Here is a 17553-nt window from a genome sequence, read left to right as displayed (position 1 = left end):
AACCGTCGGCCGTCAGGCGTCGGCCCGACGTGACCGGACCACCGACACCAGCGATCCGTAAAAGACCAGGAACAGTCGGTGATGACCATCCGCTCGCTCCAGAAGGAGAACGCCGTCTCGACCAGGCTGCCGTGGCCGACACAGCCCGGTCCGTGAGGACCAGTCATCCGTTCCGGGCGGGGAGAGCTGCGGCTCCCGTGCTGGTACTGGGTCAGATCACCAGTCTGCAGGTGGGGTCGGCCGTGGCCAAGGGAGCCTACGACCATGTCGGTCCCACGGCTCTGGCCGGTATGCGCCTCACCTTCTCAGCCATGATCATGATATTGCTGGTACGCCCCCGCCCACGTCGGATCGCGGTTCACCAATGGCGGGTCGCGATCTCGCTCGGTCTTGTCCTCGCGGCAATGAACGTGGCGTACTTCCAGGCAATCAGTCACCTGCAGATCGGCGTGGCCTCCACCCTGGAGCTGCTCGGCCCACTGACATTGTCGATCGTCCTGTCCCACCGGTTGGAACACCTCGCGGCAGCATTACTGGCCCTGGCGGGTGTGCTGCTGCTGACCGCTTCGGCTCCATCGCTGAGCCTTCTAGGAATCCTCCTGGGCGTGCTGGCCGCGCTGTGCCGGGCCGGGTACACGGTTCTGAACCAACGGGTCGGGCATCTGTTCCCGGACTGGAGCGGCCTCACGGTGGCGCTGGCCGTCGGAGCCTGCATTCTCGCGCCGGTCACCGCCGCCACCGACACAAACACCGTGGCTGCGCATCCGTCCGTCCTCGTAACCGGTCTCGGGGTGGCCCTGCTGTCTTCCCTGATCCCGTACGCACTGGATATGACCGTCCTGCGGCGCATTGACACGCGCGCCTTCGGGGTGTTGCTCGCGCTGAGCCCTGCTGTTGGTGCCGGCGTCGGGTTCGCCGTACTCCACGAACATCTCACCGTACGGCAGATCTGCGCGATTGCCCTGGTAATCGCTGCCAGCGCCTGGTCGGTGAGCCTGGACCGGCCGCCGCGGAGCGGCAGTTCCCCAAGCGGCACCAGCCAGGACACGCCGAACATCGACCACCGCTGACCAGGTGCGGGTGGCACGATTCATGACTCATATGACCCTGGATACCGTTCCAGCGGCACCGGAATCACAACCATCACAGCGTCGACGACGGCTGTCGCCGGCGGACCGGATCCGGTGAAGGTGTGCGTTTCAGCACACCGGCCTCGAATTTCACAGGGTGATCGCCCATTGGATACGCCAGACATGGGAGGTGTTCCTGAGCCGGGAGGATCAGCCCGGTCGCGGATCTGCCTGTCGATGACGGCCATTCACCACCGGCCCGGGCAAGGCGCCTTCCCGCGCAAGCCGTAGGTGGAAACCGTCATCACGACGACCGTTTTCACCTACGGTCTCCGCGACTGTAGGTGAAAACCGCTGCGATAACGACGGTTCTCACCTACTGAGTCGCCTGCGTGGGCGGTGACGCCACAAGGGCGACTCCACAAGGATGACGTCACAAGGATGAAGCAGCGGCAGGACGGTGGCAGAACCGAGGCCGCACCGGAAGGCTAGAGTCACCGCATGCGGGACACCACCGCCGCGCAGACGGCGACTGGCCCAGGCACACGGACGGCGGCCAGCCCAGGCACACGGGCTGCCGCGGCCCAACTGGCCGAGATCACCGGTGTCGGGCGTCACGACGTCGCCGTCGTGCTCGGCAGCGGATGGCTGCCCGCCGCGGACGTGCTGGCCGCGGCCGGAACCGTGACCGGCGAAGTAGCCGTCACCGGCCTTGCGGGCTTCCCGCCGCCGAGCGCCCCTGGTCACGCCGGGACAGTGCGCTCGATCGCCCTTGGTGGGCGTCATCTCCTGCTGTTCCTCGGCCGGGTCCACGCCTACGAGGGCCATCATCCCCAGGTCGTCACCCATGGTGTCCGCACGGCCTGCGCCGCGGGCGTGTCCACCGTGGTGCTCACTAACGCCGCCGGGGGGCTGCGTGCGGACCACACGGTCGGCCAGCCCGTGCTGATCTCCGATCATCTGAACCTCACCGGCCGTTCGCCCCTGGTCGGACCGCGGTTCGTCGACCTCACCGACGCCTACTCACCGCGCCTGCGCGCACTGGCACGAACCGCCGACCCGGCCCTCACTGAAGGGGTCTACGCGGCGCTGCCCGGACCGCACTTCGAGACCCCGGCCGAGATCCGGATGCTGCGGACGCTCGGCGCGGACCTGGTCGGCATGTCGACCGTGCACGAGACGATCGCGGCGCGGGCCGAGGGCGCCGAGGTGCTGGCGCTGTCCCTGGTGACCAACCTTGCCGCCGGCATGACCGACGAGCCGATCGACCACACCGAGGTGCTGGCCGCCGGCGCCGAGGCGGCCGGACGCATGGGCGCGCTGCTCGCCTCGATCGTCACCAGGCTTTGAGCGGTGGAGGTGGATGCGCCCGCCGGCATGGCTACGCCCACCAGGATGGCCGTGTCCGCCAGCGGCGAAAGGCCCATCGGGGATGAACATGTCGCCCGCCGGGGATGACGCGGACCTCCCGGGCCTCCTGCTCGCCCGGGCCCGGCAGTGGATCGCCGACGACCCGTGGCCGCCTGACCGGGCCGAACTGGCCGCCCTGGTCGACGCCGCGCACGCCACCGGTGACCTCGAGACCCTGTGTGAACGGTTCTCCGGCGCCCTGTGCTTCGGCACGGCCGGACTTCGTGGGCCGCTTCGCGCCGGACCGGCCGGGATGAACACCGCGGTCGTCCGGCGGACGGCGGCGGGCCTGGCCGCCTGGCTGCTCCCCCGGCAGGCCGGCCCGGGAGCGTCAGCGGACGGCGATCTCCCGCCTCCGCTGGTTGTCGTGGGCGCGGATGCCCGGCATGGCAGTGAACGGTTCGCCCTCGACAGTGTCCAGGTGCTCGCCGGGGCGGGGGTGCGGGCGGCCCTGCTGCCGATCCCGGTGCCCACGCCGGTGCTGGCGTTCGCCGTCCGCCGGCTCGGCGCGGACGCCGGCATTATGGTCACCGCAAGTCACAATCCGGCGACCGACAACGGCTACAAGGTGTACCTGGGCGCGCCGCCCGACGATCCGGCGAACGGGGCACAGATCGTCGCTCCCGTCGACAGCGAGATCGAGGCTGCGATCGACGCCGTCGGACCGGCCGCCTCCCTCCCCCTTGGTGACGGCTGGATCCGCCTCGGCCCGGAGATCCACGCCGCCTATGTGGCCGCGGCCGCGGCCACGCTGCGACCGCCCGGCACCGGCACCGGCACCACCGCCGGCCTCGCCGCGGGAGATCTGGCCGCAGGCGATCTCGCTGACCTGCGGGTGGGGTACACGCCGCTGCACGGCGTGGGCGCGGACACCCTGACCGCGGTGTTCACCCGTGCCGGCCTTGCCGCGCCGTTCGTGGTGGCCGAACAGGCCCGTCCCGACCCGGACTTCCCGACCGTCGCGTTCCCGAACCCGGAGGAACCCGGCGCGCTGGACCGGGTGCTCGCCCTCGGCCGAGCGGTGGACGCCGATGTCGTCATCGCCAACGACCCGGACGCCGACCGCTGCGCGGCCGCGGTCGGCAGCCGGGTCCTCACCGGCGACGAGTTCGGGTTGCTGCTCGCGGACGAGGTGCTGCGCGCCCGGCCCGGCCCGGTCGCCACGACGATCGTGAGCTCGGGCGCGCTGGCGACGCTCGCGGCCGCGCACGATGTCCCCTGCTTCGAGACCCTCACCGGCTTCAAATGGATCATGCGAGCGCACGCCGGCCTCGTCTTCGGCTACGAGGAGGCGCTCGGCTACGCGGTCGCGCCGACGCTCGTGCGCGACAAGGACGGGATCACCGCGGCCCTGGCGATCGCCGGGATCGCCGCGGCGGAGAAACGCCGCGGCCGGACCCTGCTCGACCGGCTCGACGATCTCGTCCGCCGGTATGGCCTGCATGCCACCGCCCAGGTGTCCGTCCGGGTCACCGACAGCGCGCGGATCTCCGCCGTGATGGACGCGCTGCGCGCCGAGCCCCCGGCGAGGATCGGCACCGTCGACGTGCTCGACATCCACGACCTCGCCACCACACCCACCCCGGCCACCGGGCCTGCACCGGCCGCCGCGCCCGCGACAACAGGTACGCCTGCCCTCGCTGGTGGGTCTGCCCGTACCGGCACGGCGGGGGACGGGGTACTGTCCGCGGACGTAGTCATTTTTCGGCTGGCGGGTGGAGGGCGGGTGGTCGTCCGTCCCAGCGGCACCGAACCGAAGATCAAGGCCTACCTGGAAGTGACCGTCCCGGTCGAGCCAACGGCGGATGCCGACAGCCTCGCGCTCACCCGCCACGAGGCGGGCACCCGCCTGGCCACACTCGGCGACGCAGTCCGTCAGCTCCTCCTCGGCCGCTGATCAGACCGCGCCGAACTGGCGGTCGCCTGCGTCGCCGAGGCCAGGGACGATGAAGGCGTCGTCGTCCAGCCGTTCGTCGACGCAGGCGGTGACGATCCGCACGTCGAAATCGCCCGCGTCCAGCGCGGCGACCCCTTCGGGCGCGGCGAGCACGCAGACCAGGACCATGCCTTTCGCCCCACGCTCGGCCAGCAGGTTCAGGCAGTGCGCGGCTGATCCGCCGGTGGCGAGCATCGGGTCGAGGAGCAGCACGGGATAGTCGGCGAGGTTCGCCGGCAGTGACTCCAGGTAGGCGTGGGGTTGGAAGGTCCGCTCGTCCCGAGCCAGGCCGACGAAGCCGGTCCGGGCCTCGGGCAGCAGGCCGAGGGCCGCCTCCAGCATTCCCAGCCCCGCCCGCAGGACCGGCACGACGATCGGCACCGTGGCCAGCCGGCTGCCCACGGCCGGGGTGAGTGGGGTGGCCACGGTGTGCTGGACAGCCGGCAACTCCCGGGCGGCCTCGTAGATCAGCATTGTGGACAGCTCCCGCAGCGCCGCGCGGAACACCGGCGGCTGCGTCCCCCTGTCGCGCAGCACGGTCAGCCGCGCTGCCACCAGAGGATGTTCGACGACGTCGACCCGCACAACTGCCTCCCGCCGTCCAAGGGCCTTCACCTGGCCCGGTGGAACTCCGGCTGCCACTTCACCCGTAATGATGGACGCTATGACGAGCCTTCCAGCCGGAGCGGACCGTCCCGCCGGAACCGGTGGAACCGGTGCGACGGTGCCGGGTCCTCCCGCTGCCCCGCGCCGGTCCGAACTCGCCCGGATGATCGATCACACCCTGCTGCGCCCCGAGGCGACCGGGGAGGAGATCCTCGCGCTGTGCGGCGAGGCCACCGAACTGGGCATCGGCGCGGTGTGTGTGGCGCCCACCCACGTCTACCTGGCCGCAGCCGCGGCCCGCCGGGGTCGGCCGAAGGACGAGCGGGCGGCGGCGGACGACCCGGCGTTCGCCGTGGCCTCGGTGATCGGGTTCCCGCACGGCACCCACCTGACCACGGTCAAGGCGCAGGAGGCTCGCCGGGCGGTGGCCGACGGCGCGGACGAGATCGACCTGGTGATCGACCTGGCCTGCGCGATGGAGGAGAACTGGCGGTCGATCGAGACCGAGATAACCGAGGTGCGGCTGGCCGTCCCGCCGCACGTGATCCTCAAAGTGATCATCGAGAGCGCACTGCTGCCGGACGCCAGCATCACGGCAGCCTGCCGGGCCGCGGAGGCCGGTGGCGCGGAGTTCGTGAAGACCTCGACGGGTTTCCATCCGGCGGGCGGGGCGAGCCTGCGGGCGGTGCGGGCGATGGCGGCGGCGGTCGGCGGCAGGCTCGGGATCAAGGCCAGCGGGGGCATCCGTACCGCCGAACAGGCTCTCGCCTTCGTCGGCGCCGGCGCGACCAGGCTGGGCATGTCCGCCACCCGGGACGTGCTCGCCGCTGTCCCGGAGTAAGCGCCGGGTCCCGCGTCAGGGCCGCTGTCCCGGAGCAGCGCCACGGTCCCGCGTCAGGGCCGGTGCCCCGCCAGCGGGCAGATGGCTCGGCGCCGTCAACCACTCCCGGGCGATCGCGCCGGTGCCCCGCGGCGGCGCCTACCGCTGGGCGGAGAGGGCCTTCTTCGCGGCGGTGAGGAACTTGTTGCCGGCCGCGGTCAGTTCGGCGGACTCGGCGCCGGCCTGCTGCTCCCAGGCGCCGTAGGTGTCGCCGGCCCGGTAGCCCCGCAGCACGTCGGTCAGCCGGCGCATGCACTCGACGGCGTCGTCGTAGTGACGGGTGACCGGGGCGGTCGGACCGAATCTGACGCGCAGCCGCCCGTAGGCGGTCCGGGCCATTTCGTTCGCGTGGTTCCGGCGCTTCAGATATTCTATCGCCTCGTCGTCGCCATCCATGATTCCCCGGGACCACAGTGAAATACAGTAGGCAGTTACCAGCTGGGACCGGGTCAGCTGCTCGGCGGCGAAGTCCAACACGTCACGACATTCTTTCTGAACGGCGAGACGATGTGATCGTCGTGTTTCCATACGGCCGGAGAAAGCGGTGATTCCCGGCGCGCCGATGCCGGTGACGACAACACTGACAATCGCAAGTACCATCACGTCCGACATGATCAGCCATGGTAGCGGAGCGGCCCGGTGCGGCCGGTTCACGCGCGGCGCGGCCGGAGCGCGGAGAGGCTCACAGACACCGGCGACGCGGAGGCCGGTCAGCCCCCCAAGCTCCTGACCGCGCAGGCCGCGAGGTGGTCGTTGACCAGACCACACGCCTGCATCAGCGCATACGCTGTCGTGGGGCCGACAAAGACGAAGCCGTGGGATTTCAGTTCCCGGGCCAGCGCCGCCGACTCGGCCGTGGCCGCCGGCAGGTCCGTCGTTACCAGCGGCACGGCCGTGGTCACGGGCCGGAACGACCAGATCAGTTCCTCGAACGACCCGTCCAGCGCCAGCAGCGCCCGGGCGTTGGTGATTGTCGCGAGAATCTTCCGGCGGTTGCGGATGATTCCCGCGTCCGCCACCAGCCGTTCGACGTCGGCCGGGCCGAAAGCCGCGATGGCCACCGGGTCGAAATCCGCGAACGCGACCCGGAAGGCGTCCCGTTTACGCAGGACGGTGAGCCAGGAAAGACCGGACTGGAACGCCTCCAGGCTGAGCCGTTCAAAAAGCCCGGCTCGGTCGCGGACCGGGCGTCCCCATTCGTCGTCGTGATAGGAGACGTATTCCGGCGCGGACAGCGCCCACGGGCAGCGCGGGCGCCCGTCCGGCCCGGTCACGGCACCGCCGGGCGCCCCGGCCCGCCCGGAGCCGGCGTCCGGGCCGGTTGGAGCGGACGGGGCGGGCTGCGGGTCACCCATCGCCACACACCGACGCGAACCCGGGCTTGATCACGTCGTTGATGAGCGTCAGCCGCTGGTCGAACGGGATGAACGCCGACTTCATCGCGTTCACCGTCAGCCACCGGATGTCCGGCCATCCGTACCCGAAGGCGTCCACCAGCGCGGCGAACTCGCTCGACAGCGTCACCCCGCTCATCAACCGGTTGTCGGTGTTGACCGTCACCCGGAAGTGCAGCCTGCGCAGCAGGCCGATCGGATGCTCGGCGATGCTCGCGCACACGCCCGTGTCCACGTTGGACGTCGGGCACATCTCCAACGGCACGCGGACGTCCCGAACGTAGTTGGCCAGCTGCCCGAGGATCGCGTTCGCGTCGGTGTCGACGGTGATGTCGTCGGTGACCCGGACGCCGTGGCCGAGCCGGTCGGCGTTGCACCACTGCAGGGCCTCCCAGATGGACGGCAGCCCGAACGCCTCCCCGGCGTGGATCGTGTAGTGGCCGTTGGCCCGCTGCATGTACTGGAACGCGTCGAGGTGGCGGGTCGGCGGGTAGCCGGCCTCGGCCCCGGCGATGTCGAAACCGACGACCCCCCGGTCCCGCCATCGGACAGCGGCCTCGGCGATCTCCAGCGAGCGGGCCGCGTGACGCATCGCGGTCAGCAGGGCGCGGATCTTCAGCCCGGTACCGGCCGAGCCGGCCCGGAACCCGTCGATGACGGCCTCGATCACCGCGTCGAGCGCCAGCCCCCGCTCGACGTGCAGCTCCGGGGCGAAACGGACCTCGGCGTAGACGACACCGTCGGCGGCAAGATCCTCGGCGCACTCGCGGGCGACCCGGGCGAGCGCACCCGGGGTCTGCATCACCCCGACAGTGTGGCTGAACGTCTCCAGGTAGCGCACAAGAGACCCACTGTGGGCGCCGCCGCGGAACCAGGTCGCGAGCTTGTCCGCGTCGGTGGTGGGCAGCCCGCCATAGCCCACCTCGTCCGCGAGCTCGACGACGGTCGCCGGCCGCAGCCCACCGTCGAGATGGTCGTGCAGCAGCACCTTGGGCACCCGCCGGATGGCCTCCAGCGTGGGCGGGGACGGCACGGACACGGTCATCGTCCGAACATATATCCGAAGGCGCGGCCGTCATCCCCAGGTCCTGCGCCCAGCCGGCGGGCCGAACAGAGGATCTACCAGCGAATCCCGGCAACGGAGATCCACTCGGGGGAGCCACCCAGGAGAATCCGCCAGAAAGAACCGAAACGGACGGGGAACCAAGGAAAGATCTGTCGGCAGAAGTCACCGGCGAAAATCATCGGTAGGCATCCGGGATGCCGGTGACCGGCGTCCGCCAGCCAGCGCCTGCAGGTAGTCCGTCTACAGGTGGACGTGGTCGAGGACGAGCCGCTGAACGGACGGCGGCGTGTCCGCGATCTCGACGGCGTCGGCGAGCGCCGCCCGGGCGGTGGCCAGCCGGGCCGGGTCGTCGGTGTGCAGCTCCAGCAGCGGTGCCCCGGCGACGACCCGCTCGCCGAGGCCGGCGAACCACCGCACGCCCGCGACCGCCGACACCTCGTCGTCCTGGCGGGCCCGGCCCGCCCCCAGCCGCCAGGCCACCAGGCCGACGGCGCGGGCGTCCAGCCGGCGCAGGAAACCGGTCGCGGGCGCGGGCAGTGTCTCGACGTGCGGGGCCACGGGCAGGGGCGCGTCCGGATCGCCGCCCTGCGCGGTGACCATCCGTTGCCACACGTCGTGGGCCCGGCCCGCCGCGAGGACGTCCGCCGGGTCCGGGCCGCCGGCCAGCCCGGCGAGGGTGAGCATCCGCCTGGCCAGCGCGACCGTCACCTCGACCAGATCGGCCGGGCCGCCGCCGCGCAGGGCCGCCACCGCCTCGTCGACCTCGAGCGCGTTGCCGGCGGTCCGCCCCAGCGGGGTGTCCATGCCGGTCAGCAGCGCCTCCGTGCGCACCCCGGCCACGTCACCCAGGGCGACCATGGTCTCTGCGAGCTCCCGGGCCGGCGCCTGGGCCGTCATGAAGGCGCCCGAGCCGACCTTGACGTCCAGCACCAGCGCGGACGTCCCCTCGGCGATCTTCTTACTCATGATCGACGAGGCGATCAGCGGGATCGACTCGACCGTGCCGGTCACGTCCCGCAGCGCGTACAGCTTCCGGTCCGCCGGGGCCAGGCCGGCGCCCGCGGCGGCGATGACCCCGCCGACGTCGGTGAGCACCGACCGCATCCGTTCCGGGGCCAGCGAGGCCCGCCAGCCGGGGATGGCCGCCATCTTGTCCAGGGTCCCGCCGGTGTGGCCGAGCCCGCGGCCGGCGAGCTGCGGCACCGCCGCGCCACAGGCCACCACCAGCGGCACCAGGACCAGCGAGACCTTGTCGCCGACACCGCCGGTCGAGTGCTTGTCCACGGTCGGGCGGCCAAGCCCGGACAGGTCGAGCCGTTCGCCGCTGGCGACCATCGCCGCGGTCCATCGGGACAGCTCCGCCGGCCGCATGCCGCGCCACACCACGGCCATCAGATAGGACGCCATCTGCTCGTCGGGGACGGCGCCCGCCGTGTACGAGCTGATCAGCCAGTCCACGGCCGCGTCGGGCAGCCGGCCGCCGTCCCGCTTCGTCCGGATCAGGTCGACGACGTGAAAAGTCACCGAAAGTCACCATCGTCCTGGCCTGCGCCAGCGTCCCGTCCGGTGTCTGCGCCCGTACTGGTGGCGCGGGCGGCGGGCGGTGGAAGGTCGGCGGATGGCAGGTCGGCGGGGCCGAAGGCATCCGGCAGCAGATCCGCCAGCCGGCGCGGGCCACCGGCCGTCGCCACCAGGAGATCCGGGCCGCCGTGCTCGTACAGCAACTGTCGGCAGCGGCCACAGGGCAGCACCGGCGCACCGGTGCCGGTCACGCAGACGAACGCCACCAGCCGACCACCGCCTGCGGTGTGCAGAGCGCCCACCAGCACGCATTCAGCACACAGCGTGAGGCCGTAGGAGGCGTTCTCGACGTTGCAGCCCACGACCAGTCTGCCGTCGTCCACCACGGCGGCGGCACCGACATGCAACCGTGAGTACGGGGCGTACGCACAGGCCGCCACCCGGGCCGCCTCGGCCCGCAGCCACCGCCAGTCGACGGCATCCACCGCGGACGCGCCCGCGGGACCAGCCGTGATGCCGTCCACGGAACCGATCACGGGACCAGCTCCGGTGCCGCCCTCGGGACCACCCCCAGGAGCGCTTCCTGCTGCCATGCGACACCTCCCGGCGGCCCGGACCCGTTCCCGGGTGACAGCGCACAGTCCAGCATGCCCCACCTGGACGCCCCGGGAAGCCGACTCCCGGCCATGCGGAGAAACACGCTCGCGGCCCAGGCCTGCCCGGCGCTCGCCGGCCCGGGCTGCCGGCCATGCGGAAAACATGATCGCTGCTGTCGGCCCGCCGGTCACAGGGCTCCCGGTGTCGAGGACGACGCCTCTGCGGATGACGCCTCTCCGGATGAGGGCTGTCCGGACGGCGACTGTCGGACCTGCGGTGACAGCGACTGATGTAATGCTGCTGATTCGCAGAGTAAGAACGGTCACGGGCAGAGCATTCAATCAACAAACGACACCCTGATAAACGGACGGTATGGCCGCGCTCACACGTTGTCGGCCACAGGAGGACGCGTTGGATCCCGCCGACACGGACACGCCTGCGGCCGGGGAGAAAGCCACGCCGCTGACCGTCCGCCGGGCCGCGCCCGCCCCAGAGCCCGGCGCAACACCGGTCACGGAGCCGGCCGCGACCGGCGGTACGGCCGTACGCGGGCGGCGGCGCGGGCGCCTCCGGACACACACCCTGATCGGGTCGAGCTATCTCCTGCTGGCCCTGTTGCTGACCGCCCGGGTGTGGTCCGACCCGACCCGGAACATCATCTCCGGTAACCCGAACGACACCTCTCTGTACTGCTGGTGGCTGGCGCATACCGCGCACGCCGTCACGCACCTGTCGAACCCCTTCGTCACGCACCTGGCGAACGCGCCGGAGGGGATAAACGCGCTGTGGAACACGTCCGTACTGGTCCCCGGCCTGCTGCTGACGCCGGTGACCCGGGCCGCCGGACCGGTGGCCTCCTACAACCTGCTCGTCATGCTGGCGTTCTCGCTGTCCGCGTTCAGCGCCTACCTGCTCGCGCGGAAACTGCGGGTGCGTACCGCGGCGGCCTACGTGGCCGGGCTCGTCTACGGTTTCTCGCCGGCGCTCGTCGCGGCCGGGACAGGGCATCTCAGCCTGGCTCTGGCGCCGGCCGTACCGTTGCTGCTCGGCCTTGTCGTGGACGCCGTCCGGGGGACGCACCGGCCGGCACGGACCGGCGTACCGCTCGGCGTCGGCGTCGGCCTGCAACTGCTGACCGGCGAAGAGGTGCTGTTCATCACCGCGGTGACGGCCGCTGTCGGGATCGTCCTGCTGCTGGTGAGCCGGCCGGAGTACCTCCGCCTGGCCGGCGGGCCGCTGCGCACGTTCGCGATCGCCTTCCTGACCTGCCTGGCGCTGACCGCGGTGCCGCTGAGCATCCAGTTCCTCGGGTCGTTGCGGGCCCACGGCAGCCCGTTCCTGGCGAACTTCTTCAAGAGCGACCTGACCGGCCTGTACGTCCCCTCCGAACACCAGTGGCTCGCGACATCCGCGCAGAGCACGCGGGCGGCCGAGTTCCCCGGCGGCGCGTCGGAGTACATGAACTTCCTCGGTTGGCCCCTGCTGATCGTGTGCGTGTGCACCGTCGTCCTGGGCTTTCACGACCTGCGGATACGGATAGCCGGGCTCACCGGCACGGTGCTGGCGGTCCTCTCCCTGGGCGAGACGCTGCTGGTCAACAACGTGGAGACGGGCCTGCGACTGCCCTGGGGCCTGGTCGCCGGCCTGCCGGTCTTCGAGGCCGCCCTGCCGAACCGGTTCTCCCTTGGCACCGCCCTGATGGCCGGGCTCGTGCTCGCCTGCGCCCTGGACCGTCTGCCCGCCCGGCTCGCAGCCGCCGGTGTCCCGGCAGCGGTGGCCCTTTCCGTGGTCTGCGTGCTCCCACTGATTCCTCGGCCGTACACCGTCGAACGCTCACCCGACGTGCCCGCGTTCTTCACCACCGACGCCGTGAAAACCCTTCCGGCCGGCTCCAACGTGCTTCTCCTGCCCTATCCGACCGGGTTGCGGGCAACCGCGATGTCCTGGCAGACCGTGGCGGACTTCCATTTCTCGATGCCGGGCGGCTACTTCATCGGTCCGGGCCACGACGGGAAGGCCTACATGGGCGGAAAAAAGCCGACGGTGACAGCTCAGTTACTTGAAGACATCGAAAGTGGCAGCTTCACCGGTCCGGTGACCCCGGCACAGATCGCCCGAAGCCGCGCCGACTTCGCCGAGCTCGGTATGCGCGCGGTCGTGCTCGGCCCGGCAAGGCACCGGGACGGCCTACGCGACACGGTGACGTCGCTGACCGGGCAGCCGCCGGAGTTCACCGGTGGCGTGTACGTCTGGCGCCTTCCGTGACACTCCGCGCTGGACGTCCCCTGCTGGATAGCTCGTGACGCCGGTATACAACGCGCTCTGAACCGGTGCGGTCGACGTGTGATGAAGTAGGCCGAGCGACGTCCACGGGCGATGTCCACGAGTACGGGCAATGTCCACGAGCGAAGCCCATGGGCAATGTCCACGAGCAATGTCCACGAGCAAAGTCCACGAGCAAAGTCCACGAGGAGGTGGGACGGCCGGATGCCGCTCGAACGCCACCCGACGTCGAAAACCGGACAGGAACCGGATTCCGGCCAGCTCGTAGCGGGTCGTTACCGGCTCGGCGCCGAACTCGGCCGCGGCGGTTTCGGTGTGGTGTACGCGGCCACCGACGAACTGCTGCGGCGGGACGTCGCCGTCAAGGAGATCCGCCTCCCACCGTCGATCTCCGCCGACGAGCGGGCGATCCTGCGCCAGCGGGTGCTGCGCGAGGCGCGCTCGGCCGGCCGGGTCCAACATCCCGGGCTTGTCCCGGTCTTCGACGTGCTCGAGGCGGACGGCCGCCCGTGGATCGTCATGGAGCTCGTGGAAGGCCGCTCCCTGGCAGAGATCATCTACGACGAGGGCCCGTTGCCGCGTGAGCGGGTGGCCCGGATCGGCATCAGCCTCGCCTACGCCCTGGAGGCCGCGCACCGGACCGGGATCGTCCACCGGGACGTCAAACCGGCGAACGTTCTGATCAGCGCGGACCGGCGCGCCCGGCTGACGGACTTCGGCATCGCGTTGTCCGCCGGGGATCCGACCCTGACCCGCACCGGCATCCTGCTCGGCTCACCGTCCTACATCGCCCCGGAACGGGCTCGTGGGGAGGCCGGCGGCCCGGGTAGCGACATCTGGGCGCTGGGCGCGACCTTGTTCACCGCGGTCGAGGGTGGCACTCCCTACGAGCGCGACAGCGCCATCGCGACACTGACGGCGATCGTCGAGGGCAGACGCCATCCCTTCCGGCTGGCCGGGGCCCTCGCGCCGATTCTCGCCGACCTCCTGGCGGTGCAGCCCGCTGACCGCCCGTCGCTGTCCCTGACCCGGCGACGGCTGCGGAAGGTCAGCGAATGGGAGGCCTCCCGGCGGCTGCCAGGCACCCGCGCGGGCCGTACCGACCGTGAGCGTCCGCCGCGAGCACCGGCGGGCCACAGCGGCGCCGCGCCCGGCACGATCCCGGCGGGCACCGTCCCCGCTGGAGAGGATCCGGCGCATACGACCGGGGCAGACGACCCGGTGGGCGCGACACCGACATCCACCAGCGGCCCCACCGCTGGCAGCCCCACCGCTGGCGGCCCCACCGCTGGCAGCCCCGCGGCAGGCGGCAGCACCCCGCCGGCCGGCGGCACCGCCCCCGCCGGTGACGCCACGCCCGACAGCACCGAAGCCGGTCACCAGCGGGCCGGCCGTCCCGTCGACACCCCGGCACTCGACATTCCGACACTGGACGCCCCGGCTCCCGACATCCAGGCGGCGGTAAGCGCCGCGGCCGCCGCCCGGCAGCCGGCCGCGCCTCCCGCCGAGGAACTGGCCACGTCCCCTGCCGGGGAACCGGCGACGTCCCCTGCCGGGAAAACCGAGGAGCCGGCCACGCCGCCGGCCCACACCCGACAGCAGGCTCCCCCCGCACGCTCCGGGCCAGCGAAAACAGCGGCCGAACCGACCGGGACTGCCACCCCGCCGGCCGACCTCCAAGATCAGCCTCCTACCGCGCGTCCCGGACCAGCGAAGACATCCGAACCGGCTGAACCGGCTGGGACGGTCAGTTCAGCGGCAACGCCGGGAACAGCCGCGGCGGCAGCAACCACCGGAGCGGCTCAGACGCCCGGGTCCGTCCGGACGGCCAGGACGACCACGGCCGCCGAGCCGGGCGAGCCGGGCGTCGCGGGGCTGACGGGCGCCGCGGCGGCCGACCGGCCCAACCGCCGGCGCCTCGGCATGATTGCCGCGGTCCTCGCGGCGGTGCTGGCGGGTACGGTCATCGTCCTCGCGGCGGCGCTGACATCGGATCCGGACCGGCTAGGGGCGGGCCGGCTGCCGGCCGCGGCCGCGACCGGCCAGGGGGCCTCGGGCGGGACCACCACGGGTCAGGCCACTCCCACGATCACCGGCCCGCCGACCTCCGCCCAGGCGTCACCTGGCGCGAGCATCACGGCTGCCACGGTCACAGCCGATCCGGGGGTGGCCCCGCTGGACAGCACGCCGGCGCCCCCGCCGCCGGGCTGGCGTACCTACTCTGGCCCGTCGGGCTGGTCGATCGCCTATCCGGATGGCTGGGAGGAACGGCCCGCGCCCGGAAACGAAGGGCGAAACTTCACCAATCCGCAAACCGGCGCCTACCTGCACATCGACGTCACCCAGCAGGCCAATCCGTCCGCGCTGGCGGACTGGACGGCGCACGAGGACGGTCTGAGCGCCCAGGTGCCCGACTACCGACGGGTGAAGATCGCACCGAGTGACGGCGGGGACGGGGCAATTCAGGCGGACTGGGAGTTCACGCACGCATCAGGCGGAAAGACGGTACACGTTCTCAATCGGGGATTTGTGCGCAATGGCCATGGCTACGCGTTGTACTGGCGTACCGCGGACTCCCGCTGGGAAACGGACCTTCCGTTGATGTGGCAACTTTTCTCGACGTTCCGGCCCGGCCCCTGAACATCCGTCCGGGCCGCTTCCGGGCCGGTGTCCGACCATGCGCGCCGGGCCAGGCCAGATGAGGGCTCTCTGCACGTCCGCCCGTGCATCTGCAAGACTTGACGGTGATGGCCAGATCGGCACCGCCGCCCGGAGACCCCGCGCGCCACAACACACCCCGATACGTATCTCAACGTTACCGTCTGGATACACCTATCGGGCGAGGTGGTGCCGGTGTCGTCTGGTGCGGTGAGGACGAGCTTCTCCAGCGCCCGGTCGCGGTCAAGGAAATCCTGATTCCGCATACCGGCTCGCAGGTCGAGCGCGACGGGCTGCGGGCGAGGGTGCTGCGGGAGGCCCGCGCCCTCGCCCGGCTGAACAGCCCGGCCATCGTCTCCGTCTACGACGTGGTCGAAGAGGCCGAGCGCCACTGGATCGTCATGGAGCTGGTGGACGCCGACAGCCTCGGCGAGGTCATCCGTGCCGAGGGGCCGCTGCCGCCCGACCAGGTGGCGGCCATCGGGCTGACACTCATCGAAGCGCTCGCCGCCGCCCACTCGGCGGGCGTGCTGCACCGCGACATCAAGCCCGGCAACGTGCTGCTCGGCCGGGACGGCCACGTCCGGCTGACCGACTTCGGCATCGCGGCCACCGACGGCGACTCGACCCTCACCGGCACGGGGGCGCTCGTCGGCTCCCCCGCCTACATCGCCCCGGAACGGGTGCGTGGCTCCTCCGGCACCCCCGCGAGTGACCTGTGGGGGCTGGGTGCCACGTTGTACGCGGCGGTGGAGGGGCAGCCGCCGTTCGAGGGGCCGGAGACCTACGCCGTTCTGACCGCTGTGGTGGAGGGGCGCCGGCGCCCGTTCCAACTTGCCGGCCCCCTGCACGGCCTGCTCGGCGACCTGCTTGACCGGCCGGCCGAGAGCAGGCCGGACGTGGCCGAGGTACGTCGGCGGCTGCGCCCGATCGCGGGCGGGGTCGTGCCTGTGCCGGCTTCGGTCACCGGATCCGACGCGGAACCGGTGACCGAAGCGGTGGCGGACGCGGCGAGGAAGTCCGGCCCCGGGCCCGCGGTGGGTGCCGTGGAGCACGCCAGCGGCGATCCGGCATCCGGCGGGGACGCGCGGGTCCGCGGCCCGCGGGCAACTCCTCCCGTCACCGGCGCGCCCACGGCCGGCCCGGCGACCGTGGACCGGTCGGTGGGCGGCCCGGCCGAGGATGGCGGCCCGATGGCCGGCGGCGCGGCCGAGGATCCGACCGAGGCCGGGACGCTGGTCGCCAGGAGGGCGGCCGCCGCCGCGACGGCGGGAACGGACGCGCCGAGCACCGGCCGGGCGGCCAGCGCCCCGGCGACGTCCGCGCGGCGTGACCGTGCTGGCAGTCCTGAGGAGCCGGCGACCGCGGTGGCGGTCCGGACGCGCGTCGGCGGCGCCCCGCTGCTGGACACCTCAGCCGCAACCACCCTGGCCGGCAACCGGTTCACCCCGCCCCCGTTCGACTTCGGCGGGTACGGCGTCGGCAGCCAGGACGACCCCGATGACGGTCTGCTACCGGTTACCAGCAGTGCTGTGGGTGGCCCGCCCGGCAACAGCACAATTCATGATCACCTGGAAAGTGGACGAACGTCAACCGGCTGGTGGCGTGACAGAACTCCCCTGCGTCGCGGTGCGCTCGCGGCGGTGGCCGCGTCCGTGGTCATATGTGTGGCGCTCGTGATCGGTACGGTGCTCCGCTCGGGTCCCGAGACCGACGTGCAGTTGCAGCCTGGCGGGGACACCAGCCCGTCGGTGAGCGGGGTCGCCGGGCAGCACAGCGTCAACCCCTCCGCGCTCACGTCCAGCCTGAAAGCCCCGGTGGGAGTGGACAGGATCCCCACCTCCCGCCCATCGTCACCGCCCGTAGCAAGCACGCCGGCCGAGCCGCCGCCTACCGCGACCGAGCCGCCGCCCGTGACCCCCTCGCCGACGCAGGTGGGCGCGAGCCCGACCGCTCCGGCCTCGCCAACGAGCCCGCCCTCCAGGACTCCAACGCAGGAACCATCGACACCGCCCACCGAGCCACCGCCCCCTCCGCCGTCCGGCGGAGCACCGCCGCCTGCCGGAGGGGTCTGATGTCACGATGCCGCGCCTCCGGCAGAGGCCCCTGATGGCGAGGCCCCTTACCCTTCA

The 17553-nt window shown here is 71.9% G+C and carries 13 protein-coding genes; 7 read left to right on the top strand and 6 right to left on the bottom strand.

All coding sequences use genetic code 11. The features are described from left to right. Positions 1–197 precede the first annotated feature (197 nt). The 3 genes from FSYMDG_RS04950 to FSYMDG_RS04940 all read left to right on the top strand — a co-directional run bounded on the left by FSYMDG_RS04950 (position 198) and on the right by FSYMDG_RS04940 (position 4377). Complete coding sequence (locus FSYMDG_RS04950; RefSeq protein ID WP_131772188.1) at positions 198–1070, top strand: EamA family transporter; 873 nt, start codon at positions 198–200, stop codon at positions 1068–1070. Positions 1071–1571: 501 nt separating this feature from the next. After that, positions 1572–2420: a purine-nucleoside phosphorylase gene (locus FSYMDG_RS04945; protein WP_013872493.1), complete on the top strand. Its 849-nt coding sequence runs from the start codon at positions 1572–1574 to the stop codon at positions 2418–2420. 82 nt (positions 2421–2502) lie between these two features. Further along, a complete protein-coding gene (locus tag FSYMDG_RS04940; RefSeq protein WP_013872492.1) occupies positions 2503–4377 on the top strand; it encodes a phospho-sugar mutase in 1875 nt (624 codons plus the stop codon). Here the strand turns inward: FSYMDG_RS04940 and upp are convergent, their stop codons facing one another. Beyond that, the gene (gene upp / locus FSYMDG_RS04935; RefSeq protein WP_013872491.1) at positions 4378–5001 is read right to left on the bottom strand and encodes a uracil phosphoribosyltransferase; all 624 of its coding nucleotides are present in this window, start codon (positions 4999–5001) and stop codon (positions 4378–4380) included. A 67-nt stretch (positions 5002–5068) separates the two neighbouring features. On the opposite strand from upp, the gene deoC reads away from it, so the two are divergent. Next, entirely contained in the window at positions 5069–5863 is a 795-nt protein-coding gene (gene deoC / locus FSYMDG_RS04930; protein ID WP_013872490.1) for a deoxyribose-phosphate aldolase, read from the top strand. Positions 5864–6001: 138 nt separating this feature from the next. On the opposite strand, the gene FSYMDG_RS04925 is transcribed toward deoC, so the two are convergent. The 5 genes from FSYMDG_RS04925 to FSYMDG_RS04905 form a co-directional block, all read right to left on the bottom strand. Continuing rightward, on the bottom strand, positions 6002–6379 hold the full coding sequence (locus tag FSYMDG_RS04925; RefSeq protein WP_131772187.1) for a hypothetical protein: 378 nt from the start codon (positions 6377–6379) through the stop codon (positions 6002–6004). Positions 6380–6612: 233 nt separating this feature from the next. Beyond that, a complete protein-coding gene (locus FSYMDG_RS04920; RefSeq protein WP_013872488.1) occupies positions 6613–7257 on the bottom strand; it encodes a DNA-3-methyladenine glycosylase I in 645 nt (214 codons plus the stop codon). Beyond that, positions 7250–8341: an adenosine deaminase gene (locus FSYMDG_RS04915; protein ID WP_043602985.1), complete on the bottom strand. Its 1092-nt coding sequence runs from the start codon at positions 8339–8341 to the stop codon at positions 7250–7252. Before FSYMDG_RS04915 ends, FSYMDG_RS04920 begins: the two co-directional genes overlap by 8 nt. A gap of 261 nt (positions 8342–8602) precedes the next feature. Next, positions 8603–9886 carry a thymidine phosphorylase gene (locus FSYMDG_RS04910; RefSeq protein WP_013872485.1) on the bottom strand — a complete coding sequence of 428 codons (1284 nt, stop codon included), beginning with the start codon at positions 9884–9886 and terminating at the stop codon, positions 8603–8605. Beyond that, on the bottom strand, positions 9883–10368 hold the full coding sequence (locus FSYMDG_RS04905) for a cytidine deaminase (RefSeq protein ID WP_347176449.1): 486 nt from the start codon (positions 10366–10368) through the stop codon (positions 9883–9885). The genes FSYMDG_RS04910 and FSYMDG_RS04905 overlap by 4 nt, the downstream gene beginning before the upstream one ends. Before the next feature lie 484 nt (positions 10369–10852). Between FSYMDG_RS04905 and FSYMDG_RS04900 the strand changes: the two genes are divergently transcribed. From FSYMDG_RS04900 to FSYMDG_RS04890, 3 genes are all read left to right on the top strand, one after another. Then, entirely contained in the window at positions 10853–12745 is a 1893-nt protein-coding gene (locus tag FSYMDG_RS04900) for a hypothetical protein (protein WP_043602982.1), read from the top strand. A gap of 222 nt (positions 12746–12967) precedes the next feature. Further along, positions 12968–15403, top strand: coding sequence for a serine/threonine-protein kinase (locus tag FSYMDG_RS04895; RefSeq protein WP_013872482.1), 2436 nt, complete (start codon positions 12968–12970; stop codon positions 15401–15403). 107 nt (positions 15404–15510) lie between these two features. Beyond that, positions 15511–17496 (top strand): serine/threonine-protein kinase, encoded by a 1986-nt coding sequence (locus FSYMDG_RS04890; protein ID WP_013872481.1) that lies wholly within the window; start codon positions 15511–15513, stop codon positions 17494–17496. Positions 17497–17553: the final 57 nt, after the last annotated feature.

The sequence above is a fragment of the Candidatus Protofrankia datiscae genome (genome assembly GCF_000177615.2).
Taxonomy (GTDB): Bacteria; Actinomycetota; Actinomycetes; order Frankiales; family Frankiaceae; genus Protofrankia; species Protofrankia coriariae.
This window is presented reverse-complemented; position numbering and strand designations above follow the sequence as displayed.